Origin of the sequence: Clostridium sp. AM25-23AC (assembly GCF_003435125.1) — a bacterium.
In the GTDB taxonomy this organism is placed as follows: Bacteria; Bacillota; Clostridia; order Lachnospirales; family Lachnospiraceae; genus Pilosibacter; species Pilosibacter fragilis.
In genome coordinates, this window is sequence record NZ_QWGI01000020.1 from 1 (window position 1) to 24387 (window position 24387).

Genomic DNA, 24387 nt, shown 5'->3' on the forward strand with positions numbered 1-24387 from the left:
ACCTTACTTAGGTTATTTTACAGAAAAAGTTTCATAGGCTCAACGAATCAGAATATATTCAACAAAAACGTCATTCTTTTTTAAATCGTTATTATAATGGTAAAATAACAGCTATGATATCCTCTTATCTCGAAGATGATGCATTACCTACAACAGAAATAGAGGAACTCCGTTCCATTCTCACAAAAATGTCACAAAAAGGAGGAAAGTAATATGAGTGATTTTATGATACGCTTTCTCATTTGTAATTTATGGATTAGCTGTATCATTGGAATCCTTTTAGTAGTTAAAAAATTATTCAAAAAAATTTTAACTAGCCGTATGCAATATAATTTATGGTTCTTATTATTTATATTGTTGTTAATCCCTTTTGTACCATCAAAGCCAACAAAATTTTTTTCCATATTTGCGTTATTTAGTAACATTCCACAATCAGAATTACCAAATAATGATATTGTATCACATACAACCAATGAAACAATTTTTGAAAATAATATGAATTGGATGAATGACTTTACACTTTCTATCACTCAAGATACATCATCAATATTTGGATTGATTTTAGGAGCTGTTTGGATTATAGGTGTACTAACAATGATTATTTTGGTTACAAAATCAGTTTTACGCTTACATATGTTAAAAAAATCCGCTCTATCTTTGCAAAATGTTGAAGTACGAAAAATTTATTATAGTTGTTTAGATGAGATGAATTTAAAAAAGGATATCCCCATTTACAGTACTGCTTTTTTAAAATCTCCCATCATCGTTGGTATTTGGAAACCATGCATTTATTTGCCGATACATTTGATTTCTGATTATAATACTTCTGATTTACGATATATGTTGCTACACGAGTTACAACATTACAAATATAGGGATAATATTACTAACTATTTTATGATTCTTATTAGAATTATTTATTGGTTTAATCCTATTGTATTGGTTGCGCTAAAAGAAATGTGTCATGATAGGGAAATTGCTTGTGATAGTTCTGTATTAAAAATGCTTGAATATAAGGACTATATTAACTATGGAAATACATTGATTAATTTTGCTGAAAAAATTTCTACCACTCCATTTCCATTTGTAGCTGGACTTGGCGGAAATATGAAGCAAATTAAACGCCGTATTCTTAACATTGCTTCTTATGAAAATCCTACCTATTGGAAACGAATAAAAGGATTGATTGCTTTTTTAATGACAGCTATTTTACTTTTTGGTTGCTCTCCTATGTTGTCCACATATGCATCGGAGGAATGCTATACTTGGGATACTTCCTCAAAAAAGATTACGCTTGTAGATCTCTCATCATATTTTGATGGGTACAAAGGAAGTTTTGTGCTTTACGATTTACAGAAAGATAATTGGAATATATACGATATAGAACAGGCAACTATACGAATATCTCCCAACTCTACTTATAAAATATATGATGCTCTATTTGCTTTAGAAGAAAATATTATTACTTCAGAAAATTCTTTTATTTCCTGTCCTCAACAGAATTATCCATTTGAATCATGGAATGAAGACCAAACTCTGTTTTCTGCAATGAATTCTTCTGTTACTTGGTATTTTCAAGCTTTGGATGCAAAGTTAGGTAAATCTAATTTGCAATCTTATATTGAACAAATTGGATATGGAAATCAAAACATAAATGGAGAACTTTCTTCATATTGGATGGAATCCTCCTTAAAAATCTCTCCTATAGAACAGGTAGAACTTTTAACGTCATTATACTTTAATGATTTTGGATTTACGCCAGAAAACATTCAAACTACAAAAGAAAGTATCCAGCTATTTTCAGATGTTAATTGCACAATTTATGGTAAAACTGGTACTGGATGTATTGAAGAAAAAAATGTAAACGGTTGGTTTATAGGTTTCGTGGAATCTAAAAATCATACATATTTTTTTGCAACAAATATTCAAGCTATAGATAATGCAACTGGCAGTATTGCATCTGAAATTACACTTTCTATATTATCTGATATGAATATTTATAAATTATAAAAGTAACAATCATATAGATAGGAAAAAACAACATAACTCAATCAGTTTAGTTCAACACAATTCTTTAAATTGATAAAAGGATGGTACACAAAAAGATAAACTACCCATATTGTGTGGACAGCATATAAAAAACATTCTTGTTAAGATAATAATATTTGAGTTAAAAACAGGAGTGGCAATGCCACTCCTGTTTTTAACTGGACATACTTATGGTTATAAAAAATGACTAACAGATATAAAATATCCTGTTATATATACATATAAGAAATATCTATTACCCATTTTCTGTGTCAGCAACTTTCTATCCATATTTCTTCATAAATTGCATGATTGTTTTCGAAAATCATAATATCCACAGCAAGATACCTAAAAGAAATGATACATCATTGATAATGTATCGCATACTCTGTGTCTGTATATAACCTCATATTGCACCTGTACTCTCACATCCGTTCTTCTAATCGCAGAAAATTCCGTAAAAGTTCATTTTTCATCTTCAGGCACTCAATTTCTTACTGATATTCTCTGATACTAGCTGGTTCTGTCTGTTTTTTAGGACGTCCTCTGTATTTTAGCAGAAGCCCAGCAATAAGACGAGTCTATTCCCGATTATAGTAATTGATTCAGTTTTCAATTTGTCGAATCTCTAATTAAAAGTATTTTACAAGCTTACGGATTGGTTTTTCCTACTTTACACATAGCAATCAGCTTTGGTTCAATTATTTGATATGCGTGTATTTACTTTTTGCTATAACAAAACCTGCTCATATAATCAAGTGTTTTTTGTTGAAACCACAGGCTCCTTATGTGATTCTATTATTTTAAATAAGGGGGCTTTTTGTCATTGTCCGTTTTTATTGGTTCAGTTCACTTTTTATGCTCAGATACAATAGGAAAAATTATTTTAAATTTTGCTTGACTTTTAAATATTACTATTGTAATATTTAAAGCGTGCTTCACACAATAGACTTATTGCTATATTTTCTCAACTAAAATTTTATATTGACAAATACATATAGAAACTTGTTAGGTGGCTTATACCGAGAAAATCCAGTAAAATCAAGGAATTATGAAGCGGTTAAGAGTAGTAAAAAGTGGGAAAATGTAGGTAATTCATACATTATTCCTGCACTACTCCTATACCGCTATTCCTATATTTGAGCGTCAAATACAAGTCATTTTATTTTTTCTATTTCAGTTCTGAGCCATTCAAATTCTCTGGCTGTATACACCTTTTCGGTGATATCTGAAATCTTATGTCCGACCATATATTTGATAGCGTATTCATCGACTTTAGCATCTTTGCATTTGGTTACGAAATGCTTTCTGCCGTCGTGAGGTCTATGATCCGGGTTGAGTTTAAGCTCGTCCCGAATGCGATTGAATATTTTGCTATACCGATTGTATGTCAACTTGGTATTCTTACCGCGGCGATCTTCATCTGTATAATTGAAAAGATATTTGCTCCCAAGTTGATCAGCCTCTTCGTATGATTTAGAAACCAAGTCCCTTATCCGAGGATGAATCGGTACAACTCTGTTTTCACCAGCATCGGTTTTAATTCCACCTTTAAATGTCCAGTTCGATAAATCAACATCTGCTAATTCTATCAGACCTAACTCCTGGGGTCTCCATCCAGAATAGCATTGAATAATCATGAACTCAATCCCATATTTATGTCCGAGATTCTTCCACAGAAGAGCCATCTCATCATCAGAGAATGGAATGTGTTCTTTCTTGACAGTCTGTATTTCTTTAATGGTATCGTCTGTAAGCTTGAATGTTCTCGAATAGTTCCGATCTACAAGTTCGTATTCAACAGCATAGTCGAGCATCTGATTGAAGAGCGTCTTTATCTTATTCTTCATTGATGCGCTTGGTGTCTGCTCTTGGCCTCTTACGGTAGCAACACCTTCTTCCATGCAGCCTTTTATGTGCCTTGCTCGAACATCCATGACTCGCATATCGTAAACAGCAGAGCAGTATTGCCAAGCCGATGTAGTAGCTCTGGCGCTGTCGTCGCTCTTCAGAGTCTTGAAATATTCCGGTGTCCATTTGTAGTACAGTTCCTTGACTGTGATAGATGGTTCCAGGTCATACGGATTCTTATTAAATTCCACAAGAGCTGTGTATGCATCATTGTATGTTGGAAAGTATGACTCCGGTTTCAACGGCTTACATATTGGTTTGCCATTCTTGTCCTTTCCAACCGTAACCATTGCGCGGAAAGGGTTCCTTAAATTTCTACCTTTAATCTCACTTATTTGACCGAAACCGTTTGGAAGCCGCCTGCGCTTATTTGGTTTACGAGACGATTTGGGCTTTGCGTCTGGTTTCAGCGGGTATCCACAATGCGGACAGGTATTTGCTTTATCGCTTACCTGTAAGTCGCACTCCGGGCATTGTATCAGCATATTAAATCCCTCCTCATGATAATGAACCGAGATTTTATGTTGGATTGTTGATTTATCGTTAGTAATCATATATCATAGTGTAGGAATTGTCAACTCCTACACTAAATTTTTATATTTTAACCTAGGATAGAAAGGGTTAGGTATATGATCAGTAACAATACATCAACCTGCCAGGACTGCGGTGGAAAATTGAAATACTATGACAAAGTTAGAAGAATTGTACGGACGAAAGGTCGTGTGAGCAAATGGGTGAATGTTCCGAGGTATCAATGCTCCGAATGCGGATGTATACATCGGTATCTCCCAGATTATATTTACCCATACAAGCAATACGAATCGGAAATAATAGCCGGTGTTATAGAGGGACTGATCACTTGCGAGACTTTTGGATATGAAGATTATCCATGTGAGATGACTATGATACGTTGGAAGGCGCATAAATCGCAACTGCTTTTATGAATAGAATACATATTTACGGAGGTGCGATATGAGTGTAGAAGAAAGACATCTGCTGAATAAAATTCGATTTTTCGAGGATATGCTTTTGAGAAGTAAGGATTATCGTCAGCAGGAAAACATCGGAAAGGAATTGACTGTAATGCGTATTCGGTTACAGAAACTACGGTTTAACAAAATGAGAACAGGGGCTTAGCAAAGCCTCTTTCTTTTTGCTCATATCCACCGAGGTTGTTTTTACTAAATGCTGTTCCTAACCTAGAATAGCCGTTGAAAGGAGGTAGCAGCCAATGAATGAAAATGAATTTGCAACTGGCTCGGTTCCGGTAATGGTTGCGGCACGAATTTACGGCAAAGACGCGTCATGGGTTAGGGCCGGTATTATATCTGGATGGTTGCCAATCGGAAAAGCCACAAGGAATGGTCAGTTAGTGACAAAAATTGAGGACATGAATTCTAAGTACGGACGTATCAATTTTTATATTTCACCGAAGCGCTTGTACGAGGAGACTGGTTATGTGTGGAAAGGGGAGAAGCGCTAATGGGAACAACAATACGTCCGGAGCTATCCGAAAAGAATCCTTATTGGATAGAGAAGCACCGTTATTACGAGCTTAAACATTTCTGTCTTCAGTATCCAATCTGGAGAAAAGCTTATTCGGTTCTTGATGGGTACTCTAATACGCCGAAAGATTTGGCATCGTTCGTAGCAACCAGTACGCTTGGTGATCCGACTGCAAAATGCGCCATGGCTAAGACATATTATTCTGAGCGTACAGATATGGTCGAGAGAGTCGCAGAGCAGACTGATCGAGAACTGGCGGAGTATATTTTAAAAGCTGTAACAGAGGGATGGTCCTATGACATTCTCAAAGCTAGATTAGAAATTCCATGCTGCAAGGATGTTTACTACGAATTGTACAGACGATTTTTCTGGTTACTTAACAAGGAGCGGAAATGATATGAAGATTGTCGATAAAGCTGTGAAGAAGGTATACCGGTTCAACTGTCCAAATTGCCAGAGCCGACTTGAGGGCGAGAGTAAGGAATTTGAGGATATCGGTGGGAAGATTAGCAAATTCTTTTGCCCAGTATGCAAGAAGGACCGTTATATTACATGGTCTGATCTTCGGAAGAAAACGGTGTACGAAGGTGAGAACACGCAATAATTACAACTCCCTTTATGAAAGGAGAGTGACTACTATGTCTAATTTAAAGAATGTTATCATTTATTTGTTGTCGGTATTGATCGCGTTTGAAAGCGGGGTATTGCTTTTTATAGTGGGGATGTTTACCGTAACAAATGATCTTAAAAACGATCGAAAGAATCGAAGCGTTAGTTACAGAGCTTATCGTAAAGGAGATTGAGCCAGCAATGGCTCTTTCTTTTTATTCTAGGTTAGATACCGTACGTAGGTTACCGTGAAACATGTTATTTTGATATTTGAAAAATTGCCGGGTGGTATTTTTCAGAAAAACATTTTGGAAGGAGGAGCAGAAGTGAGCTTGATGATTGGATTACTGATCGGAATAATGGTTGGGGTGTTATTGTCTCGATTTATATTCAGGGAAAAACCGGTTGGTTCGCTTAGGGTCGATGAATCAGATCCAGATAGCGGACCTTATTTATTTCTCGAATTAGATCGGTCTGGTGCGGATGCAATTTATAAGCAGCGTTACGTACGTCTGCGAGTGGAGCTTAAAAATTATATTTCGCACAAATAACACTCTCTATTATGGAATGAACCTAATAATTATTTGAAAGGAGAACGAAATGGAAGAGAAAAACGTTGATGAATTATTAAGTGAGGAGATTGCAGCACAGATTAAGGCTTTATCTGATTTGCAGTCCGGAAGCAAAGAGAAATCAACAGCGATTGATGATCTGACGAAGCTTTATAAGCTGAGAATCGAAGAGAACAAGAGCGTGTGGGATGCTGATGAGAAGTACAATCGGCGTATGATGGACGGAGAGTCCGTTACGAAAGATAATGACTTCAAAGAACGGCAAATCGCAGAGCAGGTTAAGGATCGATATTTCAGAGTTGGTATTGCAGCGGCAGAATTATTGATTCCGTTGATGTGTTACGGCATCTGGATGAATAAAGGATTTAAGTTTGAAGAAACTGGAACCTTCACATCTTCAACATTCAAAGGGTTAATCAACCGTTTTAGACCTACGAAGAAGTAGAGAGGAAATTCTGAAACGTTGGGGACGTGTGTAATGCATGTCCTCTTCGTTTTTCTCGTGAAAAATGCAAGGGCTATTATGAGAGAATAAAGCTTTATCTCTTGAACTACAGACAACAGCTTGTATACTATATGTATAGGAGCTGGACAGTACGAAAGGAGATATTTAGCTATGAGTATTTTTAACGAGGAGCAGATTAAAGCAATGTTCAGCAGAGAGTATATCTGTCATGAGTGTGGGCATTTAATGGAGTTCGAAGATGAGTGGGAAGATACACTGGTGTGTCCCCACTGCGGCCACAGTATAGATTTAGATGATTACGGCCGTGAAGGCAATGAAGAATATGAGAACTTATACCCAACCAGAGAAGAAGTATTGGGCATTGCAAATGATGATTCCGAGGAAGATTCAGACGATTAAAAACATAAGCTAAGTAGGAGAGGGTCTTAGAGAAATCTAAGGCTCTTTTCTTTTTGCTATGAGGAGATAGAAATGCGGTACCATTACCAAAAGCCAGACATCTATTTATCGATGTATGGTGAGCTTTATATTTGTAATCATCCTGTATATGATCGCTGCACATTATTCACGATAGGCGATAAAGGGCTGGCGGTGATCCAACAGCGATTTAGTGCCGATACAAAAAGTACATATTGGACAGAGGTCGATTCATGGCTGACAGACTCTTTATATTTACATCCAAAATTTAAGGAATATTTCGACAGCCGATCCGGAGAGTGTACGGACGGATTATATCCAACTGTCACTATAAGACAAATAATGTGGGCGTTAAAAATGAAACCAATACAGCGCCAACGATGGGAAACTTGCTTTGACCGGCGAGATATTTAGCGATTTTTACAATTCCTTTTATGGAGAAAGGAGTGTGATAGATATGGATAAATATGAAGAAGCGGTTCGTATAGTGAATAACTACATTCGTGGATTGAAAGAGTGTTATGAAAATGCGTGCGATATTGTTGGTGATAAATCAAAAACACCAGCAGTAAGAGCAAAACACGCTCGAAATGCTGAGGAATTTTATACACTATACAATGAAGTGAACTGTATATTACAGGATATTATTTCACTTGATGAATCAAAAGATGAGTCCTAACAAGGGCTCTTTCTTTTTTTCGCTAAAATCGCAGTTTCTTTTATGAAAAACTGAGGCTTTGAAAGGAGTAAAAGGAGCATGGATGAAATGAGAATAGTATCGAAATTCACAAGAGGAATCATTTCTAAAGCAATAAAGATGGTAATACGCAAGAAGACTGGATACAACATTGATATTCAGTTGAACGAGGCTATTACTACTGTAAACGATGGGAAGACTCATCTTCACTTGGATGTAGATGCAGAACTCGATAAAGATGAGCTGATGAGCATCTTAAAGAGCGTTGGTTTAAATTAACTGAGAGGGGCGCATACAACGCCTCTTTTCTTTTACTTCGCAAAATTTACAAGGCATATTATGAGAGACAGTAGCTCAGTTGGGAGAGCGCGAGACGATCAAAGTCCCGAAGTCGATGGTTCGAGTCCATCCTGTTTCTCTTTTATTTTTTGCAAAAAGGAGAGAGCAGATGTCTATCGAACAACTTGACTTATTGTTATGCGATACGTATCAGATGGATGCGTGGTTTCCATTAGGTTGGAAATGGAAGAAAGAGCTTGAAAAATCGAGCTATTCGGTATGGGGTATTGATGAGTTGAAAAGATACATCGTCGGTAGACTTTATCCAAAGAAATCTGGATCGGTTGAAGATTTCATCACATTTGTTGGTGACTTCCGGCGAATAATGAATCAGTTTTCAAAAATCAATCCGGATAACAATTTTATGTTTTCAGTAGCAGCGGACATATCCACAGATGTCCTGGATTTATTACATGCTATGAAATAAAAACGAAAGGAGAACATGATGAAGAAACCAAATCTTCAAAGACTCGCTCAGAGGTCGAAAATCTATCTGAGAAAAGCATCACCGACAATATTGTCTGGTCTTGGTGCGGCTGGAGTTATCGTAACGTCGGTATTAGCTGTACGTGCGACACCAAAAGCTCTTCGTAAAATCAGAGCGGATAGTAAGACAAATCACGACGGTGATCCAGAGGCTTATAGCAAACTTGAAGCTGTTAAATCAGCATGGGTCTGCTATATTCCGGCAGCAATTAGCGGTACGGCAACGATATTCTGCATCTTCGGTGCCAATGTGTTGAGTAAACGCCAACAGGCAGCACTTACCAGCGCTTATGCGTTGCTGAATGATTCCTATAACAACTATAAGGATAAGCTAAAGGAATTGTACGGCGAAGAGGCTCACCAGAAGATAGTTGATGCTATCGCAGCGGAAAAGGCTAAGGACGTGTATATTACTTCAACTGGATTAGTTAGAAACAGTTCACTTGATTTTGATGAGCATGATCCGAATGACGAAAGGTTATTCTACGATGCCTATTCCAATCGATATTTCGAAAGTTCCATCAACAGAGTTATTCAGGCGGAATATCATTTGAACCGTGATTTTGTCATCAGCGGATATTTACCGGCGAATCATTTTTATCAACTGCTTGGTCTTGAGCCTTTAGAAGGAGGAGATACGGTTGGATGGAGTATTGATACAGGAATATACTGGATCGATTTTAACCATTCCAAAGTAACACTGGATGATGGACTTGAAGTATTGGTTATCGATATGGATTGGGTTCCGGATGCCGGCTGGGATTCTGAATAAATCTGGTCATTCGCAGAAATTACAAGCTGTATTATGAAAGGAGAGTGTCATTATGAGCAATAAAAGTAAATGGATTAAGGCTATTGGAGTAGCAGCAACCGTGATTGGTGTAGGCGTAAACCTTATTACCGATTGGGTGAATGAACAGAAAATGGATGAGAAAATTGAAGAAAAGGTCAGTGAAGCACTTGCCCGGAGAGACAAAGATGAAGCGGAGGAGTCCTAACAAGGCTCTTTCGCTTTTTCTTTTGGAGGAGACAAATGGAATCGCCGACTGAAAGAGCCATTTATACTGTACGTTATGCTATCGCAACAATGCCCGTGGTTCAGCGTGGATATAACTTTGAGCAGGCGAGTTATATGAGATGGGCTGGAAGAGAAGTGTTAATACGACTCTGCAAACACCCAGAGATACCACCGCTGATCGTGATTGAATCATTTCGAGATGAATGTGATTCATATTCATGTGTGAATCCACGAACAAGTTATGTTTTTTCTTGTGCGAAAGATATGCTTGAGTGGATTATTGACCTGCTAATTTCGTAGTTACCAAATAAAAATTTTATATTCTGAAAGGAGAACGTACTATGTGTACAAGAGAAATGACATTAGGAGAAGAAATTATCAACTTAACCAAAAGAGGCATCGATGTTCCGACGGTAGAGAGGATGTATAGAAAGTACATCGATCTTGACGAAAAGGGAAAATCAGAGGGTTGTTATGCGATTGATTTGGGACCGTTATTTCCGACATTTGATATTGGCGATACAGTTCGCTATTGCAGAGCTGATGTTGAGGCGACCTTGAATTTATTTAGAGATACGGTACATAATCCGTATTCTATCCTTCCAGCAGACATTAAAGTTGGCGATAAAATGATGGTTCCTTTAGGAAAGCTCGGAAACTTTACAGCAACAGTTCAGAAAGTTACGAACAATAAGGTGCTATTCATTTTCGACGATTATGTTGCCAAACGCCCGATGAATGAAGATGGTGGCAATGCTGGCGGATATTCTCAGTCCGATCTGAAAAAGTGGATCGATAGCGAGCTGTACAATATGTTCCCTGCGGTTCTTAAGCAGAGAATGACCGGTTTATCAATCCCGACTCTCGGAGAGATTTGTGGCTGGGCCGATAAATGGGATCGAGATCACATCGAAGCGGATGGCGATGAGCAGCTTCCTCTTATGAAACAGAGAAGAAACCGCGTTGCTTATTACAAAAACGATTGTGAGTTCGGCTGGCTCCGCAATGCTACTAAAAAGGAATTTTCTTCGGCTTCCTTTGCCTTTGTGGGCGCCGATGGCATTACGACCTCCGGCTCCGCTTCGGACTCTTTTGGGGTTCGTCCGGAATTCTGGTTGGTTAGATAAATCGCGGGGCCATGTGCCCCGTTTATATTTTATGGAGGATAGACTGAAATGCAGAAACCTAATTTGACTAAGATCTGTAGAAATGTAAAAACAGCTACAGTAAAGCATAGTCCTGAAATCCTCACTGGAGTTGGAATTGCCGGAATGATTACGACTACCGTAATGGCAGTACGAGCTACTCCTAAAGCAATCCAATTATTGGATGAGGAAAAGCGACGTCAGCAGGCAGATAAACTGGAGCCGATGGATGTCGTTAAAACTGCTTGGAAATGTTATATTCCCGCGGCAGTTACGGGAACAGTATCAGTAGCTTGTCTTATCGGGGCAAGTTCCGTTAATGCCAGAAGAAATGCGGCACTGACCGCAGCGTACACCATTTCCGAATCAACGTTGAGAGATTATCAAAAAAAGGTAGTAGAGACAATCGGCGAGAAAAAGGAACAGACTGTGAGGGACGCGGTTGCTAAGGAACGCCTTGAGAAAAATCCTGTTGAAAATAAGGAGGTCATCGTCACAGCAAAAGGCGATACTTTATGTTTTGATGCTGTGTCCGGAAGATATTTTAAGTCAGACATCGACAAATTGAAAAAGGCCGAGAACGATTTGAATCGTAGAATGCGGGATGAAATGTATATTTCACTTAACGATTTCTACTATGAGATCGGGCTTGAGAATATTAAGATCGGCGATGATCTTGGCTGGAATATTGATAATGGATATATCGATCTGAGATTCAGTTCCCAGCTTGCTACGGATGGAACACCTTGTCTGGTTATTGATTATGGCTATGGTCCGAGGTATGACTTCCGTGGCTTAATGTAAGGTTCGCAGAATTTACAAACACTATTATGGAAGAACCACATATTTCAAATCTGAAAGGAGAACATATTATGGAGAACAACGAAATCATGAACAACAACGAAGAGGTTATCGAAACAACTACTGAGGAGATCGTGAAGGCGGCTTCTAACGGCGGTATGAAGAAAGCAACAACTATCGGATTGGCTATGATTGCAGGTGCATTAACCTACAAATTTGTAGTCGTTCCGGCCACATCAAAATTCAAGAACTGGCGTGAGAATCGTAAGACGGTTGTAACTCAGCCGAAGGACGATATCGTCGACGGAGAGTGTATGGATCTCGATGAAGAGACCGAAGAGGATTCTGAATAAGAATTGAATCGATGATTCAGACAGAGGGAGAGTACCTATAACAGGGTGCTTTCCCTTTTGCTTTTTTAAGGGAGGTGTCCTATGAATCAGTATATGTATGACGGACCGGTTATGGAGTTTGATACTTGCGTTGCAAATAGATGGCAGGGTTCTACATACGCGGCATCCGAAAAGAAAGCCAGAAGTAATTTGGCGTATCAGTTTAAAAAGAAAACAAACCGTATTCCAAGTACGAGGATAACCCTCCCTGGAAAAGTGGTAACGGTTAATTGAAAGGAGATTTAGAGATGGAGGAATACAAATCCAATTCCCATAAATCACGACAGAACCAGAATGATGATATTCCGGAGAAAAGAGTTGAAAAAGTTGTCAGCGGTTCTGTCAAATCTAAGAAGAAAAACGGTCTTCAGAAGATTACAAATGTGTTTGTTCCGGAAGATGTAGACGATGTGAAAAGCTATATTTTCGAGGACATTGTGGTTCCGGCGGTAAAGGATATTATCTTGGATGCGGTCAGAGCATTCTTGGGTGTTAGCGGAAGCTCAAGAGGAGGAAGATCGTCAACGTCATCCAAGGTTTCATATCGTAAGTATTATGATGATCGGGATCGAAGAGATTCCGGGCATACAACCAGAACACGAACCGGATACGATTATGATGATATTATTCTGGAATCTCGCGGTGAAGCCGAAGATGTTCTGGAGAGAATGGATGAGCTTATCGCTACATACCAGTTAGTCAGCGTTGCTGATTTCTATGATCTGGTTGGCGTTTCTGGCAACTATACAGACAATAAATATGGATGGACTGATATTCGGAATGCATCTGTAATTCGTGTGAGAGACGGATACATGATTAAACTTCCGAAGGCATTACCGTTGAACTAGGAGGGATATTTATGTACGAATCAGATGATAAAATGGTCTCTCATCCGAGCCATTATCAGTCAGAAACAGGTTTGGAAGTGATTGATGTTATCGAGGCATTCACTTTCGATTTAAAAGGCATCGAAGCAACCGATACAGGTAACATTATTAAGTATGCGTGCCGTTGGAAGAATAAAAACGGTATCCAGGATTTGAAAAAAATCATGTGGTACACGCAGCATTTAATTGAGCATTTAGAGAAGAAAGAAAAAATCGAAGAGGAGAATAACTGATATGAAAAAAGAAGAAATCATGAAGAGCATTTCCACGACTTTCGGCAAAGTAAGTGTGAAACTTAAGAAGCACAGTCCGGAGATTCTGGTGGTGGCTGGAGTTGTCGGTACTGTTGCAAGCGCCGTTATGGCTTGTCATGCAACCACTAAGCTGGACAGCGTATTAGAAAAGTCCAAGAAGGATATTGACGCTATTCATAAATGTGCAGAAAATGAGGAGCTGGCGGATGAGTATTCTAAGGACGACGCAAAAAAGGATCTGGCTATCGTCTATGTACAGGCTGGAGTAAAAGTCGCTAGGCTTTATGCTCCATCCGTAGCACTTGGAACTTTATCCATCGCAAGCATTGTTGCATCCCACAATATTCTCAAGAAGAGAAATGTAGCACTGGCAGCCGCTTACGCAACTGTAGATAAGACTTTCAAAGAATACAGAAATCGAGTTGTCGAGCGCTTTGGTGCGGAGGTTGATAAAGAGCTTCGCTACAACATTAAAGCAAAGAAATTTGAGGAAACTGTAACTGATCCGGACAGCGGTAAAGAGAAAAAGGTAAAGTCTACCGTAGATGTGGCGGCACCTTCTACGAACGATTACGCCCGTTTCTTTGATGAGTCCTGCGAGGCATATGAATCCAATATGGATTACAACCTTATGTATCTGCGCTCTCAGCAGAATCTGGCAAACGACAAACTTAAAGCTAATGGATATTTATTCCTCAGCGATGTATACGATCAGCTTGGCATTAAGCGTACCAAAATGAGCCAGATTGTTGGTTGGGTTTATAAACCGGAAGGAAATGAAAATGGCGACAACTTCGTTGATTTCGGGATTCTGGAGACCAACCGTGAAACTGAGGATGGTGGTTACGAGAAAGCCATTCTAATGGAGTTCAATGTAGACGGACCGATTCTCGATCTGATCTAATTTTTTGAGGAGGATACATATGCGAAATTATATTCGTATTGTGGTCCTTCCTGCTCTTTGCGTATTTGCGATTATTTGCACAGGTTTTGTCTGCTCGGCAGAACAGGTAAACCGATATGAATATATCGAAATACAGCCGACTTTAAAAGCTGAACCTATTGATCCTATTGTAATTATTTCTGAGCAACCCTTAGAGGAAACGGTGTCGGCAGTTGAAATCGAAGAGTATGTGGAGGATACACTATTGCCACGGGAAGATATTGAGCTGATTGCTCTTGTAACTATGGCAGAAGCTGAGGGCGAATGCGAGGAAGGAAAGCGATTAGTGATCGACACCATATTAAATCGTGTTGATTCCGTATATTTCCCGGATACAGTGTACGGTGTTGTATATCAAGCAAATCAGTTTTCATCCATGTGGAATGGGAGAGTTGATAAGTGCTTTGTAGACGATGATATTTGCCAGTTAGTTGAAGAGGAACTGCAATCCAGAACTAATGTAGATACGATATTCTTCACGGCTGGTGAATATGGAAAATACGGAAGACCGATGTTTCAAGTAGGTAACCATTATTTTTCGAGCTATGAATAGAAAGGAGTCCTGAATTATGACAGGTTTTATGGGATTAACATTTTCAGCATTTGCTGGTATTTGCTTTGTTAGTGGTCTGGCCGTTCTTATGGGCGGAAAGGAGCATCACTGATGGATGGCATTGGAAATTTTATATCCATGATGGATTACATATTGGATACCAAAAGAAAAAGACATATCACAGGAGGTATTCTGTTGAGTGCCTCTTTACTTTTCGGTGGGCTTGCGCTTACCGTTATGACAATTCGGAACGAGGAGGACGAAGATGAGTAACAAATCTCTGTTTTCTTTGGCATTTATCATTGGTGCTGCGACTGGATCGGTAGTGACATGGTACCTGCTTAAGGATAAATACGAAGCGCTCGCTCAGGAGGAAATTGATTCTGTAAAAGAGGTTTTCTTAAGACGTGAGCAGGAATTAAAGGATCAGTCCGTAAAGAAAACCGTTGCTGAAGGTATTAAAGATGCGGACAAAGAAAAACCAGATCTTAAAGAGTATGCGGAACGTCTGAAAAAAGAGGGTTACACCCGATATTCTGATTTCGGTTCGGACGAGGAAGAAAAGCCTGTTTCTGAAGCCGGTCCGTATGTGATTCCGCCGGAGCAGTTTGGTGATGATGAGAACTATGAACAGATCAGTCTCACCTACTATGCAGATGGTGTGCTGGCTGATGAAAATGATGAAGTAATCGAGGATGTGGAAGATGCTGTTGGAATTGATTCTTTGAATCATTTTGGAGAGTATGAGGACGATTCTGTCTTTGTTCGTAATGATGCGAGAAAGTGCGATTACGAGATTCTCCTTGATCAGAGAACCTATTCTGAAGTGGCTGAAGATATGCCGCATCAGATGGAGGTATGATGACACGGGATGAGCTGAACAATGCATATTTTGACTGGATGTACCAGCTCGTATGTGACGATGAGTATTCGCGAGGTTTATCGTATCGTAAGCTGTTATATTTGCTTCATGATACGGATTTCACGTACACGATTGCGCTTGACGGTAATCGATATGACGATGGAATCGACCTTCGATATAGATTCGGAAACGAGCAAGGATACTGGGATAATATGATTGCAAGTTATTTGGATAATCGTCCGTGCAGTGTTTTGGAAATGATTATTGCCCTTGCTATACGCTTAGAAGAGCACATCATGGATGATCCGGACATCGGTAATCGAACCGGTCAGTGGTTTTGGGATATGATCGTGAGTCTTGGCTTAGGTTCTATGGATGATTCCAAATTTGACAAGGCTTATGCCATCGATGTTATTCGGCGATTCCTGAATCGTGACTACGAACGGGATGGAAAGGGTGGCTTATTCACAATCGAGCATTGCAGATACGATATGAGAGATATTGAGATTTGGTATCAGGCAAACTGGTATCTTGACAATATCAGATAGGAGGGCGTTATGAGCCATAGTGAAGTATACAAGTGGTTCGAGTTATATTTTCCTCAGTATGCTGGGGATAAAGTAGAGACCTGGTTTCAGAACGGAAAGAACAGTATTCGCATCCGTCAGAAAAACCATCAGGAATTTATATTTACATTCAACAATGAAGGGAATTGGCGGTTTGAGACCGTTGAAAGCTTCATGAATGGATTAAGAGGAGGTAAGAAATAATGGGTGAAATGCTTACTTATATTTTCAGCAGTTTACGGTCATCGGAGAAAAGATTGGACGTTGTCACAAGAGCAGTCAGTAAACAGCGGAGCTTTAATAAGCAGCTTACAATCTTTGCTGCTCTGACAACTGTAAACTTGGTTGTTATGAAAATCGAGCAGAAGGACCAGGCACTGCGTATCAGAAAGCTGGAAAAGGAAATCGAGGAACTTAAGCGTCCGGAAGGAGAGTAAAAAATGCGATGATCGACTTTATGGTGATTTCAACACGTTCAACGAAACGTGGAGTAATAGAAATCTATCCAAAGTTCATTATAAAAAAAAGCACCGATCTAATGATTCGAGGTGGTGATTTCTATGCTATCTGGATTGAGGAACGTGGTTTATGGTCTACGGACGAGCAAGATGCCTTACAGCTCATTGACCGCGAACTGGATAGATATGCTGAGGAGAACCGCCAGCGTTTTAACTCCGATATTAAAGTCCTGCATATGTGGGATGCCGAGTCGGGTATGATCGACTCATGGCATAAGTATTGTCAGAAACAGATGAGGGACAGCTTTCATACGTTGGATGACAAACTTATATTTTCCAATACAGAAACTAATAAAAAAGACTACGCCAGCAAAAAGTTGAATTATCCGCTTGAAGCTGGCGATTTGTCTGCTTACGAGAAATTGATGTCTACTTTATATTCGGAAGAAGAGCGGACAAAAATTGAGTGGGCTATAGGGTCAATCGTATCTGGAGAATCCAAAAAACTGCAAAAATTTATGGTTTTATACGGAGCTGCTGGAACAGGTAAATCCACAGTTCTTAACATTATTCAGCAGCTTTTCGACGGATACTATTCTGTATTTGACGCAAAAGCACTCGGATCTTCCAGCAATTCATTTGCATTGGAAGCATTTAAAACAAACCCTCTGGTTGCTATTCAGCACGATGGCGATTTGTCGAGAATTGAGGACAACACCAGATTAAACAGCTTGGTATCTCATGAGTTGATGACCGTGAATGAAAAATTCAAATCCACATACTCAAACCGGTTTAAATGTTTCCTGTTTATGGGAACGAATAAGCCGGTCAAGATTACAGATGCGAAGTCGGGTCTGATTCGAAGACTGATAGATGTATCACCGTCTGGAAATAAGCTGAATCCAAAAGAGTACAAAACAATTGTGAAGCAGGTAGATTTTGAGTTGGGAGCTATCGCTTATCATTGCCAGGAAGTATATTTGAGCAATCCTGGTCGTTATGACGATTATATTCCGATCACGATGCTTGGAGCATCTAATGATTTTTACAACTTTATCATCGATTCGTACCATGTATTTAAGAAAGAAAACGGGACAACTCTGAAAGCCGCATGGGAGATGTACAAAACCTACTGTGATGATGCCAAGGTCGGGTTCCCGTTCTCGCAGAGGGTATTCAAAGAGGAACTTAAAAACTATTTTCATGATTTTCAGGAACGCTTCAATCTCGATGATGGGACTCGTGTTAGGAGCTATTACATTGGGTTCAGGACAGAAAAATTTGAAGAAGAAACTGTAGAGGAAAAAGCGGAAGCAGTCAAACCGGCACTGATCCAATTCGATAGCACTGAATCTATATTTGATGATGTGTGCTCGGAATGCCCTGCGCAGTATGCTTCGGAAAACGAAACACCTCAGAAAAAATGGGATTCTGTTCGCACGAAATTATCTGGAATTGATACGAAAAAACTTCATTATGTGAAAGTTCCGGAGAATCATATCGTGATTGACTTTGATATTCCAGACGAATCTGGAAATAAGTCATTTGAAAAGAATTTAGCAGAAGCAAGTAAGTGGCCGCCGACCTATGCCGAGCTTAGTAAGTCAGGACAAGGTATACATCTTCATTATATTTATACCGGCGATCCGACACAGCTCAGCAGAGTGTATGACGACCATGTTGAAGTTAAGGTGTTCACAGGCAAAAGCTCTTTACGGCGTATGCTGTCAAAGTGTAATAATTTGCCTATCGCAACAATTAGCTCCGGTTTACCGCTGAAAGGAGAACAAAAAATGGTAAATTTTGAAGCGATTAAGAGCGAGAAAGGGCTTAGAACACTGATCAAACGGAATCTTAATAAAGAGATACATCCGGGAACTAAGCCCAGTATCGATTTTATCTACAAGATACTGGAAGATGCGTATGGAAGTGATTTGAAGTACGATGTCACCGATATGCGAAATGCAGTATTAGCATTTGCAGCAAACAGCACTCATCAGGCAGATTACTGTATTAAGTTAGTCAACAAAATGCAGTTTAAATCCGCAGATCCGTCCACAGCGGTAAAAAATGATGATGCAAAGCTGGTATTCTATGATATTGAGGTTTTCCCAAACTTATTCCTTGTAAACTGGAAAATCGAGGGCGAAGGAAAGCCTGTTGTAAGAATGATTAACCCGTCTCCGAGTGAGATCGAGGAGTTGATGCGGTTCAGACTGGTTGGCTTCAACTGTCGGAGATATGATAACCATATTCTGTATGCAAGGTTAATGGGTTATACAAACGAACAGCTCTATAACCTTTCGCAGAAAATCATCAACGGAGGACGGAACTGTTTCTTTGGAGAGGCGTACAACGTATCCTATACGGATGTGTATGATTTCGCTTCAGCTGGTAATAAGAAGAGTCTTAAGAAATTGGAAATTGAGATGGGAAACCTCACCGATGACGATCTCAAGAAAAAAGGATTCTCCGATGAAAAAATAAGAATCATCAAGGCAGGTACGCATCACCAGGAGCTTGGTCTTCCATGGGATCAACCGGTTCCCGAAGAGCTTTGGATTAAGGTCGCTGAGTATTGTGATAACGATGTTATTGCTACTGAGGCGGCCTTTAATTATCTTGAGGCTGACTGGACGGCGCGACAGATTCTGGCAGATTTAGCAGAGATGACCGTTAATGATACTACGAACTCTCTTACAACCAGAATTATATTTGGAAACAACAGAAAACCACAGTCAGAGTTCCATTACAGAAATCTGGCAGAACCGGTGGAGTCGTTGGATAAAGAGAGCATGGACTTCCTTAAGGAAGCCTGCCCGAAGATGATGGAAGAGCCTCACTATGGTTGGAAGTACAATGATAAGGACGAAGTTCCGTTCGAAGCTCACAGTATTCTTCCATATTTCCCTGGGTACGTATTTGACCACGGAAAATCTACATATCGTGGAGAAGAAGTAGGCGAGGGCGGATTTGCACAGGGTGTTCCAGGAATGTATGGAAATGCGGCACTTCTGGATATTTCTTCAATGCATCCTCATAGTGCTATTGCTGAGGTTCTGTTTGGACCGAGATTTACGAAAGCATTCCGCGATATTGTTGAGGGTCGTGTAAGCATTAAGCATGAGGCTTGGGATATTGTTAATACAATGCTGGACGGCAAGCTTACTCCATATATTCAGAGGGTTATTGATGGTGAGATGACATCAAAGGATCTTGCCAATGCACTGAAGACGGCTATCAATTCCGTATACGGTCTTACATCGGCATCCTTTGATAATCCGTTCCGTGATCCGAGAAACATTGACAATATTGTGGCGAAGCGTGGAGCGTTGTTTATGATCGACCTTAAGAATGAGGTTCTGAAGCGTGGATTCCAGGTTGCTCATATTAAGACGGACTCTATTAAGATTCCGGACGCTACACCGGAGATCATTCAGTTTGTTATGAACTTTGGCGAGAGATATGGATACACATTTGAACACGAGGCTACGTACGATCGTATGTGCTTAGTCAACGATGCCGTATATATCGCTAAGTATAAATCAGCAGAAGAATGCCAGAAAATGTATGGTTATGTCCCTGGCGACAACAAAAAGAAAGGTGGAAAGTGGACGGCAACGGGTACTCAATTCCAGATTCCATATGTATTTAAGAAGCTGTTCAGCAGAGAAGCCATCGCATTTGAAGATATGTGCGAGACCAAATCTGTGAGCAGCTCTTTATATTTGGATCTGAATGAGGAGTTACCGGATGTCAGTAAAGAAGAAAAAGAATTCAGCAAGGCAGAAAGTGATTATAAGAAAGGACTGTTATCTGACACCACTTTTGAAGCCACATGCCAGAAGCTTACGCCATTGATTGAAAAAGGACACGATTATCACTTTATTGGAAAGGTTGGTCAGTTCTGTCCGATGAAAGATGGATATGGAGCTGGACTTCTGATGAGAGAAAAAGACGGTCGTTATTATGCTGCGACCGGTTCTAAAGGCTATCGTTGGATGGAATCGGAGATGGTAAAAGAACTTGGCAAGGAAGACGGCATTGACCGATCCTATTATGACAAGCTGGTTGACGAGGCTGTAAAGACCATTTCTCAGTACGGAGACTTCGAGTGGTTTGTATCTGATGATCCGTATATCCCAGAGCTTGGCGCCAACGACGCTGATGTCGATTGTGTTGTTCCATGGGCTATGCCTTGCGGAGAGGATAAGTATCGGACATGCTTCGACTGCCCGCATTTCAACAACGATAACTTCCATATGGATTGTGACCTTGATTACGATATTTCAGATATTGTGATGAAGCACGCAATGAATCCGCCGGAAAATTAAAAAAAATTAAAGGAGACTAAAATGAGAACAAATCTTGTAATTATCGAAGGTGCTAAATTTATTTATGACACGAACTTTTCTGGAGATCCAAAAAGAGACCGTTTTGGAAATGATCAGAGAAAAGCAAATCTTGTCATTCCGGACATTGAGCAGGCAAGAAGGCTGATTGACGAGGGATATAATGTTAAATTAACTAAGCCTAAAGAAGGCGAAGAAGAAGGATTCATTCCTAGATACTATGTGGTCATCAAAGTTAATTACGATAGCCCATGGCCGCCCAAAATATATTTAGTTACCGAAGAAGAAAACGCCACTCTACTGGACGCTGAATCCGTAAGTGTTATTGATGATATGTGGGTCGAGAGCGTAAATGTTGTATTAAATCCGTATGAAGGTCCAAATGGCAAATCTTTGTACGTTAAGAGTATGGAAGTGTTTCAGAAAGTTGATGACGATCCGATTAGTTCTAAATATGCTAAGAATCGTCGTTATGATGATTCTGATGAGGAGGAAGATATTCCATTCAATTAAAAAATCATATTTTGAGGGTGTCGGTGTAAAAGCCGGCACTCTTACTTTATGAAAGGAGAAAATTTATGTTTTGGAATAAGAAAAAGCCGAAGTCAAAACCACAGATTAAGACTACGGTACCTAAAACATTCAAAGCAAAAGAACCGCCGCCTAGGTGGCAACCAACTTTCGGTGAAACGAAAAAGAAGGATGAGAAACCACCGGAAGTAACTACGAAATCCGAACCCAAAATTGACTGGGAAGATAAATTTTTAAAATCTTTTCAGAAACTTACATACAGACATCGGGCATGGGATGTGTGGGGAGATTATATTTTACTTCATGCATGTTCAATCTCGAATGTTTTGGACAAGGACAACTACGACCAAAGAGAGAAGCGGTATCTAAAAATTATTCATCAGTATTCAAAAGAAGAGCAGGCTATATTTCCAGAATTAGCAGCATATACGACCATGGCTCTGGATCAGAATCAAGAGCAGGATTTTCTCGGAAAAATGTTTATGCGGTTGGATCTTGGAAATCGTTCGGCCGGTCAATTCTTCACACCGTATCATGTTTGCGAACTTATGGCCGAAGTGGTAGCGACTGATGCTTTAGAAAAGATAGAGCAGTATGGTTATATCTCAATTAACGATCCATGCTGCGGTGCTGGAGCAACTTTGATTGCCGGTGTGCATGTAATACGAAAGCAACTTGAACATTGTGATCCGCCGAGGAACTACCAGAATCATATTTTAGTAGTTGCACAGGACATTGATGAAATTGTTGGGCTGATGTGTTATATCCAAATCTCGCTTCTTGGATTGGCTGGATTTATAAAAATAGGTAACTCGATAACTGACCCAATGTCTACGGACGATTCATATGAAAATTATTGGTATACACCTATGTATTTCTCAGACGTATGGAGTACCAGAAGAATGCTCCGTCAGATTAACAAGTTATTTGGAAAGGGTGATGACGAATGAAAAAAAGATATTCTATTTCAAAAGAGCAGTGTACATGCGGAATCAGCGAGCTTTATGACAATGTTGCTAAAATCATGGGCGTTTCAGATTTAAGCAAAGTTGTGTACGATTGTCGTAAATTATCTATCACCAAAAAAGTGCTGGACTGCCTGTATGAGTTCTATCGTTCAGAGAATCAGAGTGACGAAACCATCACAACCTGTATGCTCTTGTATGGTCCAAAAGCAGATCTGGATGGAGATGGCTACGAAGTCGAGGTAGAAGATGTATTCATCACGAAAGGTGTGTGATGGCTGGCGTAGAATTACGGGACTATCAGGAAGAAGCTGTACGACGAATGCGAAATGGCTGCATACTTTGTGGTGGTGTTGGTAGCGGAAAATCCAGAACTTCGTTGGCCTACTATTATGTTCGAAATGGCGGAGAGCTTGGAACGGATGAGTATGTTCCTATGGACGATGTGAACATTAAGGATTTGTACATAATCACAACCGCTAGGAAACGAGACACCTTTGAATGGGAAGAGGAACTCTCGCCGTTTCTATTATCAACGGATAAAGAAGAGAACTTGTATACTAATAAGGTTGTGATTGATTCCTGGAACAACATCAAGAAGTATGCAGATGTTAAGGACGCTTTCTTTATATTTGATGAGCAGCGTGTTATAGGCTCTGGAACATGGGTTAAAGCATTCTTGAAAATAGCTAAGGTAAATGAGTGGATACTGTTATCTGCAACACCTGGTGATACCTGGCAGGATTATATTCCAGTATTTGTGGCTAATGGATTTTATAAAAACCGAAGCGAATTTACAAGAGAGCATATAGTCTATAGCCGATTCAGCAAATTTCCTAAAATTGACCGATATTTGAATACTGGAAGATTGATTCGACTGCGAAACAAAATCTTGGTGAATATGGATTTTAAGCGCCAGACGGTTTCGCATCACGAGGATATTTATGTCAAGTACAATATCGAAAGATATAAAGATGTCGGAAAAACCAGATGGGACCCGTTTAAAAAAGAACCAATTATCAATGCTGCTGGTCTGTGCTATGTATGGAGAAAAATTGTAAACACCGATCAGTCCAGACAAATAGCTTTACTTGAAATTGTGGAGAAGCATCCGAAAGCGATTATATTTTACAATTTCGATTATGAGCTCGAGCTTCTGAAAGAGATATTCTCTGGATATGAAGTCGGAGAGTGGAACGGCCACAAACATCAGCCAGTGCCGACTAGCGATGCGTGGGTATATTTAGTTCAATACAATGCTGGGGCTGAAGGATGGAACTGTATTACGACGGACACGATTATATTCTATTCTCAGAATTATTCGTATAAGATCATGGCACAGTCTGCCGGTCGAATAGACAGAATGAATACGCCATATACGGATCTGTATTACTACCATTTGAAATCTCGGTCTGGTATCGATCTTGCTATCAGCAAAGCATTGAAAGATAAGAAAACATTTAATGAGACCAAATGGATCAATAAAAAGCCCATAGTATTTGAGCAGTCATCTGGTATGGCAGCATAAAGCGGAGGTGACACAGATGATAGAAGTCCTTAGGAACATCATTGTATTTTTGCGAGTTATGTCATTTCGGATAAAGTCTCTATCGGAGGAGGAATTTAAAA

At 39.6% G+C, this 24387-nt stretch carries 33 protein-coding genes and 1 pseudogene; 33 read left to right on the plus strand and 1 reads right to left on the minus strand.

Annotated elements, in window-relative coordinates; translation table 11 throughout:
* Nucleotides 1–38 precede the first annotated feature (38 nt).
* Together DW677_RS12285 and DW677_RS12290 are read left to right on the plus strand one after the other, a co-directional pair.
* Nucleotides 39–212, plus strand: a pseudogene (locus DW677_RS12285) (BlaI/MecI/CopY family transcriptional regulator); the annotation flags it as partial.
* Nucleotide 213: 1 nt separating this feature from the next.
* On the plus strand, nucleotides 214–2010 hold the full coding sequence (locus DW677_RS12290; RefSeq protein ID WP_002575561.1) for a BlaR1 family beta-lactam sensor/signal transducer: 1797 nt from the start codon (nucleotides 214–216) through the stop codon (nucleotides 2008–2010).
* A gap of 1175 nt (nucleotides 2011–3185) precedes the next feature.
* Here DW677_RS12290 and DW677_RS12295 read toward each other — a convergent pair.
* Nucleotides 3186–4424, minus strand: a complete 1239-nt coding sequence (locus tag DW677_RS12295) for a tyrosine-type recombinase/integrase (protein ID WP_117567424.1) — start codon at nucleotides 4422–4424, stop codon at nucleotides 3186–3188.
* A 144-nt stretch (nucleotides 4425–4568) separates the two neighbouring features.
* Here DW677_RS12295 and DW677_RS18810 point away from each other — a divergent pair, with 144 nt between their 5' ends.
* From DW677_RS18810 to DW677_RS12450, 31 genes are all read left to right on the plus strand, one after another.
* Nucleotides 4569–4883, plus strand: coding sequence for a DUF6431 domain-containing protein (locus tag DW677_RS18810; RefSeq protein ID WP_117567426.1), 315 nt, complete (start codon nucleotides 4569–4571; stop codon nucleotides 4881–4883).
* Nucleotides 4884–4911: 28 nt separating this feature from the next.
* Nucleotides 4912–5076, plus strand: coding sequence for a hypothetical protein (locus DW677_RS18340; protein ID WP_006772694.1), 165 nt, complete (start codon nucleotides 4912–4914; stop codon nucleotides 5074–5076).
* A 94-nt stretch (nucleotides 5077–5170) separates the two neighbouring features.
* Nucleotides 5171–5422, plus strand: coding sequence for a hypothetical protein (locus DW677_RS12305; RefSeq protein WP_006772693.1), 252 nt, complete (start codon nucleotides 5171–5173; stop codon nucleotides 5420–5422).
* Nucleotides 5422–5841: a hypothetical protein gene (locus DW677_RS12310; RefSeq protein WP_117567427.1), complete on the plus strand. Its 420-nt coding sequence runs from the start codon at nucleotides 5422–5424 to the stop codon at nucleotides 5839–5841. The genes DW677_RS12305 and DW677_RS12310 overlap by 1 nt, the downstream gene beginning before the upstream one ends.
* Nucleotide 5842: 1 nt before the next feature.
* Nucleotides 5843–6049 (plus strand): hypothetical protein, encoded by a 207-nt coding sequence (locus DW677_RS12315; protein WP_006772691.1) that lies wholly within the window; start codon nucleotides 5843–5845, stop codon nucleotides 6047–6049.
* A gap of 253 nt (nucleotides 6050–6302) precedes the next feature.
* Nucleotides 6303–6605 carry a hypothetical protein gene (locus DW677_RS18815; protein WP_006772690.1) on the plus strand — a complete coding sequence of 101 codons (303 nt, stop codon included), beginning with the start codon at nucleotides 6303–6305 and terminating at the stop codon, nucleotides 6603–6605.
* Between the two features lie 49 nt (nucleotides 6606–6654).
* Entirely contained in the window at nucleotides 6655–7071 is a 417-nt protein-coding gene (locus DW677_RS12325) for a hypothetical protein (protein WP_117567429.1), read from the plus strand.
* Between the two features lie 171 nt (nucleotides 7072–7242).
* Complete coding sequence (locus DW677_RS12330) at nucleotides 7243–7491, plus strand: DNA-directed RNA polymerase I (protein WP_117469780.1); 249 nt, start codon at nucleotides 7243–7245, stop codon at nucleotides 7489–7491.
* Between the two features lie 475 nt (nucleotides 7492–7966).
* Complete coding sequence (locus DW677_RS12340) at nucleotides 7967–8188, plus strand: hypothetical protein (protein WP_117567433.1); 222 nt, start codon at nucleotides 7967–7969, stop codon at nucleotides 8186–8188.
* A 78-nt stretch (nucleotides 8189–8266) separates the two neighbouring features.
* Complete coding sequence (locus tag DW677_RS12345) at nucleotides 8267–8485, plus strand: hypothetical protein (protein ID WP_054344783.1); 219 nt, start codon at nucleotides 8267–8269, stop codon at nucleotides 8483–8485.
* Nucleotides 8486–8654: 169 nt separating this feature from the next.
* Nucleotides 8655–8972, plus strand: coding sequence for a hypothetical protein (locus DW677_RS12355; protein ID WP_117567435.1), 318 nt, complete (start codon nucleotides 8655–8657; stop codon nucleotides 8970–8972).
* Between the two features lie 15 nt (nucleotides 8973–8987).
* Complete coding sequence (locus tag DW677_RS12360) at nucleotides 8988–9803, plus strand: DUF6353 family protein (RefSeq protein WP_054344781.1); 816 nt, start codon at nucleotides 8988–8990, stop codon at nucleotides 9801–9803.
* A 52-nt stretch (nucleotides 9804–9855) separates the two neighbouring features.
* Nucleotides 9856–10029: a hypothetical protein gene (locus DW677_RS18345; RefSeq protein ID WP_015544740.1), complete on the plus strand. Its 174-nt coding sequence runs from the start codon at nucleotides 9856–9858 to the stop codon at nucleotides 10027–10029.
* 361 nt (nucleotides 10030–10390) lie between these two features.
* Nucleotides 10391–11176, plus strand: a complete 786-nt coding sequence (locus tag DW677_RS12365; protein WP_117567437.1) for a DUF6273 domain-containing protein — start codon at nucleotides 10391–10393, stop codon at nucleotides 11174–11176.
* 48 nt (nucleotides 11177–11224) lie between these two features.
* Entirely contained in the window at nucleotides 11225–11998 is a 774-nt protein-coding gene (locus DW677_RS12370; RefSeq protein WP_117567439.1) for a DUF6353 family protein, read from the plus strand.
* Between the two features lie 68 nt (nucleotides 11999–12066).
* Nucleotides 12067–12348: a hypothetical protein gene (locus DW677_RS12375; protein WP_242992167.1), complete on the plus strand. Its 282-nt coding sequence runs from the start codon at nucleotides 12067–12069 to the stop codon at nucleotides 12346–12348.
* Between the two features lie 81 nt (nucleotides 12349–12429).
* On the plus strand, nucleotides 12430–12621 hold the full coding sequence (locus tag DW677_RS12380) for a hypothetical protein (RefSeq protein ID WP_117567443.1): 192 nt from the start codon (nucleotides 12430–12432) through the stop codon (nucleotides 12619–12621).
* Nucleotides 12622–12635: 14 nt separating this feature from the next.
* Nucleotides 12636–13235 (plus strand): hypothetical protein, encoded by a 600-nt coding sequence (locus DW677_RS12385; RefSeq protein ID WP_117567445.1) that lies wholly within the window; start codon nucleotides 12636–12638, stop codon nucleotides 13233–13235.
* Between the two features lie 11 nt (nucleotides 13236–13246).
* The gene (locus DW677_RS12390) at nucleotides 13247–13507 is read left to right on the plus strand and encodes a DUF3310 domain-containing protein (RefSeq protein WP_117567447.1); all 261 of its coding nucleotides are present in this window, start codon (nucleotides 13247–13249) and stop codon (nucleotides 13505–13507) included.
* Nucleotide 13508: 1 nt separating this feature from the next.
* Nucleotides 13509–14432 carry a DUF6353 family protein gene (locus DW677_RS12395; protein WP_117567449.1) on the plus strand — a complete coding sequence of 308 codons (924 nt, stop codon included), beginning with the start codon at nucleotides 13509–13511 and terminating at the stop codon, nucleotides 14430–14432.
* 19 nt (nucleotides 14433–14451) lie between these two features.
* Nucleotides 14452–15024 (plus strand): cell wall hydrolase, encoded by a 573-nt coding sequence (locus tag DW677_RS12400; RefSeq protein WP_117567450.1) that lies wholly within the window; start codon nucleotides 14452–14454, stop codon nucleotides 15022–15024.
* A gap of 111 nt (nucleotides 15025–15135) precedes the next feature.
* Entirely contained in the window at nucleotides 15136–15297 is a 162-nt protein-coding gene (locus DW677_RS12405) for a histidine kinase (protein ID WP_117567452.1), read from the plus strand.
* Entirely contained in the window at nucleotides 15290–15886 is a 597-nt protein-coding gene (locus DW677_RS12410) for a hypothetical protein (protein WP_117567454.1), read from the plus strand. Before DW677_RS12405 ends, DW677_RS12410 begins: the two co-directional genes overlap by 8 nt.
* On the plus strand, nucleotides 15883–16434 hold the full coding sequence (locus DW677_RS12415; protein ID WP_181968351.1) for a hypothetical protein: 552 nt from the start codon (nucleotides 15883–15885) through the stop codon (nucleotides 16432–16434). Before DW677_RS12410 ends, DW677_RS12415 begins: the two co-directional genes overlap by 4 nt.
* Nucleotides 16435–16443: 9 nt before the next feature.
* Complete coding sequence (locus DW677_RS12420; protein WP_015544770.1) at nucleotides 16444–16656, plus strand: hypothetical protein; 213 nt, start codon at nucleotides 16444–16446, stop codon at nucleotides 16654–16656.
* Nucleotides 16656–16889 (plus strand): hypothetical protein, encoded by a 234-nt coding sequence (locus tag DW677_RS12425; protein ID WP_117567458.1) that lies wholly within the window; start codon nucleotides 16656–16658, stop codon nucleotides 16887–16889. The genes DW677_RS12420 and DW677_RS12425 overlap by 1 nt, the downstream gene beginning before the upstream one ends.
* 8 nt (nucleotides 16890–16897) lie before the next feature.
* Nucleotides 16898–21244, plus strand: coding sequence for a DUF5906 domain-containing protein (locus DW677_RS12430; protein WP_117567460.1), 4347 nt, complete (start codon nucleotides 16898–16900; stop codon nucleotides 21242–21244).
* Nucleotides 21245–21265: 21 nt separating this feature from the next.
* Nucleotides 21266–21775 carry a hypothetical protein gene (locus DW677_RS12435; RefSeq protein ID WP_117567462.1) on the plus strand — a complete coding sequence of 170 codons (510 nt, stop codon included), beginning with the start codon at nucleotides 21266–21268 and terminating at the stop codon, nucleotides 21773–21775.
* A 65-nt stretch (nucleotides 21776–21840) separates the two neighbouring features.
* Complete coding sequence (locus DW677_RS12440; protein ID WP_117567464.1) at nucleotides 21841–22743, plus strand: N-6 DNA methylase; 903 nt, start codon at nucleotides 21841–21843, stop codon at nucleotides 22741–22743.
* Nucleotides 22740–23033, plus strand: a complete 294-nt coding sequence (locus DW677_RS12445; RefSeq protein ID WP_117567466.1) for an L-tyrosine decarboxylase — start codon at nucleotides 22740–22742, stop codon at nucleotides 23031–23033. The genes DW677_RS12440 and DW677_RS12445 overlap by 4 nt, the downstream gene beginning before the upstream one ends.
* Complete coding sequence (locus tag DW677_RS12450) at nucleotides 23033–24286, plus strand: DEAD/DEAH box helicase family protein (RefSeq protein WP_117567467.1); 1254 nt, start codon at nucleotides 23033–23035, stop codon at nucleotides 24284–24286. The genes DW677_RS12445 and DW677_RS12450 overlap by 1 nt, the downstream gene beginning before the upstream one ends.
* The last annotated feature ends 101 nt before the right edge of the window (nucleotides 24287–24387 follow it).

What these genes read in the sequence shown, in the direction of transcription:
- DW677_RS12400 (WP_117567450.1), top strand. Translation starts at nt 14,452, where the DNA reads ATGCGAAATTATATTCGTATTGTGGTCCTTCCTGCTCTTTGCGTATTT.
- DW677_RS12315 (WP_006772691.1), top strand. Translation starts at nt 5,843, where the DNA reads ATGAAGATTGTCGATAAAGCTGTGAAGAAGGTATACCGGTTCAACTGT.
- DW677_RS12435 (WP_117567462.1), top strand. Translation starts at nt 21,266, where the DNA reads ATGAGAACAAATCTTGTAATTATCGAAGGTGCTAAATTTATTTATGAC.
- DW677_RS12325 (WP_117567429.1), top strand. Translation starts at nt 6,655, where the DNA reads ATGGAAGAGAAAAACGTTGATGAATTATTAAGTGAGGAGATTGCAGCA.
- DW677_RS12425 (WP_117567458.1), top strand. Translation starts at nt 16,656, where the DNA reads ATGGGTGAAATGCTTACTTATATTTTCAGCAGTTTACGGTCATCGGAG.
- DW677_RS12390 (WP_117567447.1), top strand. Translation starts at nt 13,247, where the DNA reads ATGTACGAATCAGATGATAAAATGGTCTCTCATCCGAGCCATTATCAG.
- DW677_RS12395 (WP_117567449.1), top strand. Translation starts at nt 13,509, where the DNA reads ATGAAAAAAGAAGAAATCATGAAGAGCATTTCCACGACTTTCGGCAAA.
- DW677_RS12355 (WP_117567435.1), top strand. Translation starts at nt 8,655, where the DNA reads ATGTCTATCGAACAACTTGACTTATTGTTATGCGATACGTATCAGATG.
- DW677_RS12410 (WP_117567454.1), top strand. Translation starts at nt 15,290, where the DNA reads ATGAGTAACAAATCTCTGTTTTCTTTGGCATTTATCATTGGTGCTGCG.
- DW677_RS12385 (WP_117567445.1), top strand. Translation starts at nt 12,636, where the DNA reads ATGGAGGAATACAAATCCAATTCCCATAAATCACGACAGAACCAGAAT.
- DW677_RS18345 (WP_015544740.1), top strand. Translation starts at nt 9,856, where the DNA reads ATGAGCAATAAAAGTAAATGGATTAAGGCTATTGGAGTAGCAGCAACC.
- DW677_RS18340 (WP_006772694.1), top strand. Translation starts at nt 4,912, where the DNA reads ATGAGTGTAGAAGAAAGACATCTGCTGAATAAAATTCGATTTTTCGAG.
- DW677_RS12415 (WP_181968351.1), top strand. Translation starts at nt 15,883, where the DNA reads ATGATGACACGGGATGAGCTGAACAATGCATATTTTGACTGGATGTAC.
- DW677_RS12365 (WP_117567437.1), top strand. Translation starts at nt 10,391, where the DNA reads ATGTGTACAAGAGAAATGACATTAGGAGAAGAAATTATCAACTTAACC.
- DW677_RS12345 (WP_054344783.1), top strand. Translation starts at nt 8,267, where the DNA reads ATGGATGAAATGAGAATAGTATCGAAATTCACAAGAGGAATCATTTCT.
- DW677_RS12305 (WP_006772693.1), top strand. Translation starts at nt 5,171, where the DNA reads ATGAATGAAAATGAATTTGCAACTGGCTCGGTTCCGGTAATGGTTGCG.
- DW677_RS12405 (WP_117567452.1), top strand. Translation starts at nt 15,136, where the DNA reads ATGGATGGCATTGGAAATTTTATATCCATGATGGATTACATATTGGAT.
- DW677_RS12440 (WP_117567464.1), top strand. Translation starts at nt 21,841, where the DNA reads ATGTTTTGGAATAAGAAAAAGCCGAAGTCAAAACCACAGATTAAGACT.
- DW677_RS12370 (WP_117567439.1), top strand. Translation starts at nt 11,225, where the DNA reads ATGCAGAAACCTAATTTGACTAAGATCTGTAGAAATGTAAAAACAGCT.
- DW677_RS12450 (WP_117567467.1), top strand. Translation starts at nt 23,033, where the DNA reads ATGGCTGGCGTAGAATTACGGGACTATCAGGAAGAAGCTGTACGACGA.
- DW677_RS12330 (WP_117469780.1), top strand. Translation starts at nt 7,243, where the DNA reads ATGAGTATTTTTAACGAGGAGCAGATTAAAGCAATGTTCAGCAGAGAG.
- DW677_RS12310 (WP_117567427.1), top strand. Translation starts at nt 5,422, where the DNA reads ATGGGAACAACAATACGTCCGGAGCTATCCGAAAAGAATCCTTATTGG.
- DW677_RS12290 (WP_002575561.1), top strand. Translation starts at nt 214, where the DNA reads ATGAGTGATTTTATGATACGCTTTCTCATTTGTAATTTATGGATTAGC.
- DW677_RS12360 (WP_054344781.1), top strand. Translation starts at nt 8,988, where the DNA reads ATGATGAAGAAACCAAATCTTCAAAGACTCGCTCAGAGGTCGAAAATC.
- DW677_RS12375 (WP_242992167.1), top strand. Translation starts at nt 12,067, where the DNA reads ATGGAGAACAACGAAATCATGAACAACAACGAAGAGGTTATCGAAACA.
- DW677_RS12445 (WP_117567466.1), top strand. Translation starts at nt 22,740, where the DNA reads ATGAAAAAAAGATATTCTATTTCAAAAGAGCAGTGTACATGCGGAATC.
- DW677_RS12420 (WP_015544770.1), top strand. Translation starts at nt 16,444, where the DNA reads ATGAGCCATAGTGAAGTATACAAGTGGTTCGAGTTATATTTTCCTCAG.
- DW677_RS12380 (WP_117567443.1), top strand. Translation starts at nt 12,430, where the DNA reads ATGAATCAGTATATGTATGACGGACCGGTTATGGAGTTTGATACTTGC.
- DW677_RS18810 (WP_117567426.1), top strand. Translation starts at nt 4,569, where the DNA reads ATGATCAGTAACAATACATCAACCTGCCAGGACTGCGGTGGAAAATTG.
- DW677_RS12295 (WP_117567424.1), bottom strand. Translation starts at nt 4,424, where the DNA reads ATGCTGATACAATGCCCGGAGTGCGACTTACAGGTAAGCGATAAAGCA.
- DW677_RS12430 (WP_117567460.1), top strand. Translation starts at nt 16,898, where the DNA reads ATGATCGACTTTATGGTGATTTCAACACGTTCAACGAAACGTGGAGTA.
- DW677_RS12340 (WP_117567433.1), top strand. Translation starts at nt 7,967, where the DNA reads ATGGATAAATATGAAGAAGCGGTTCGTATAGTGAATAACTACATTCGT.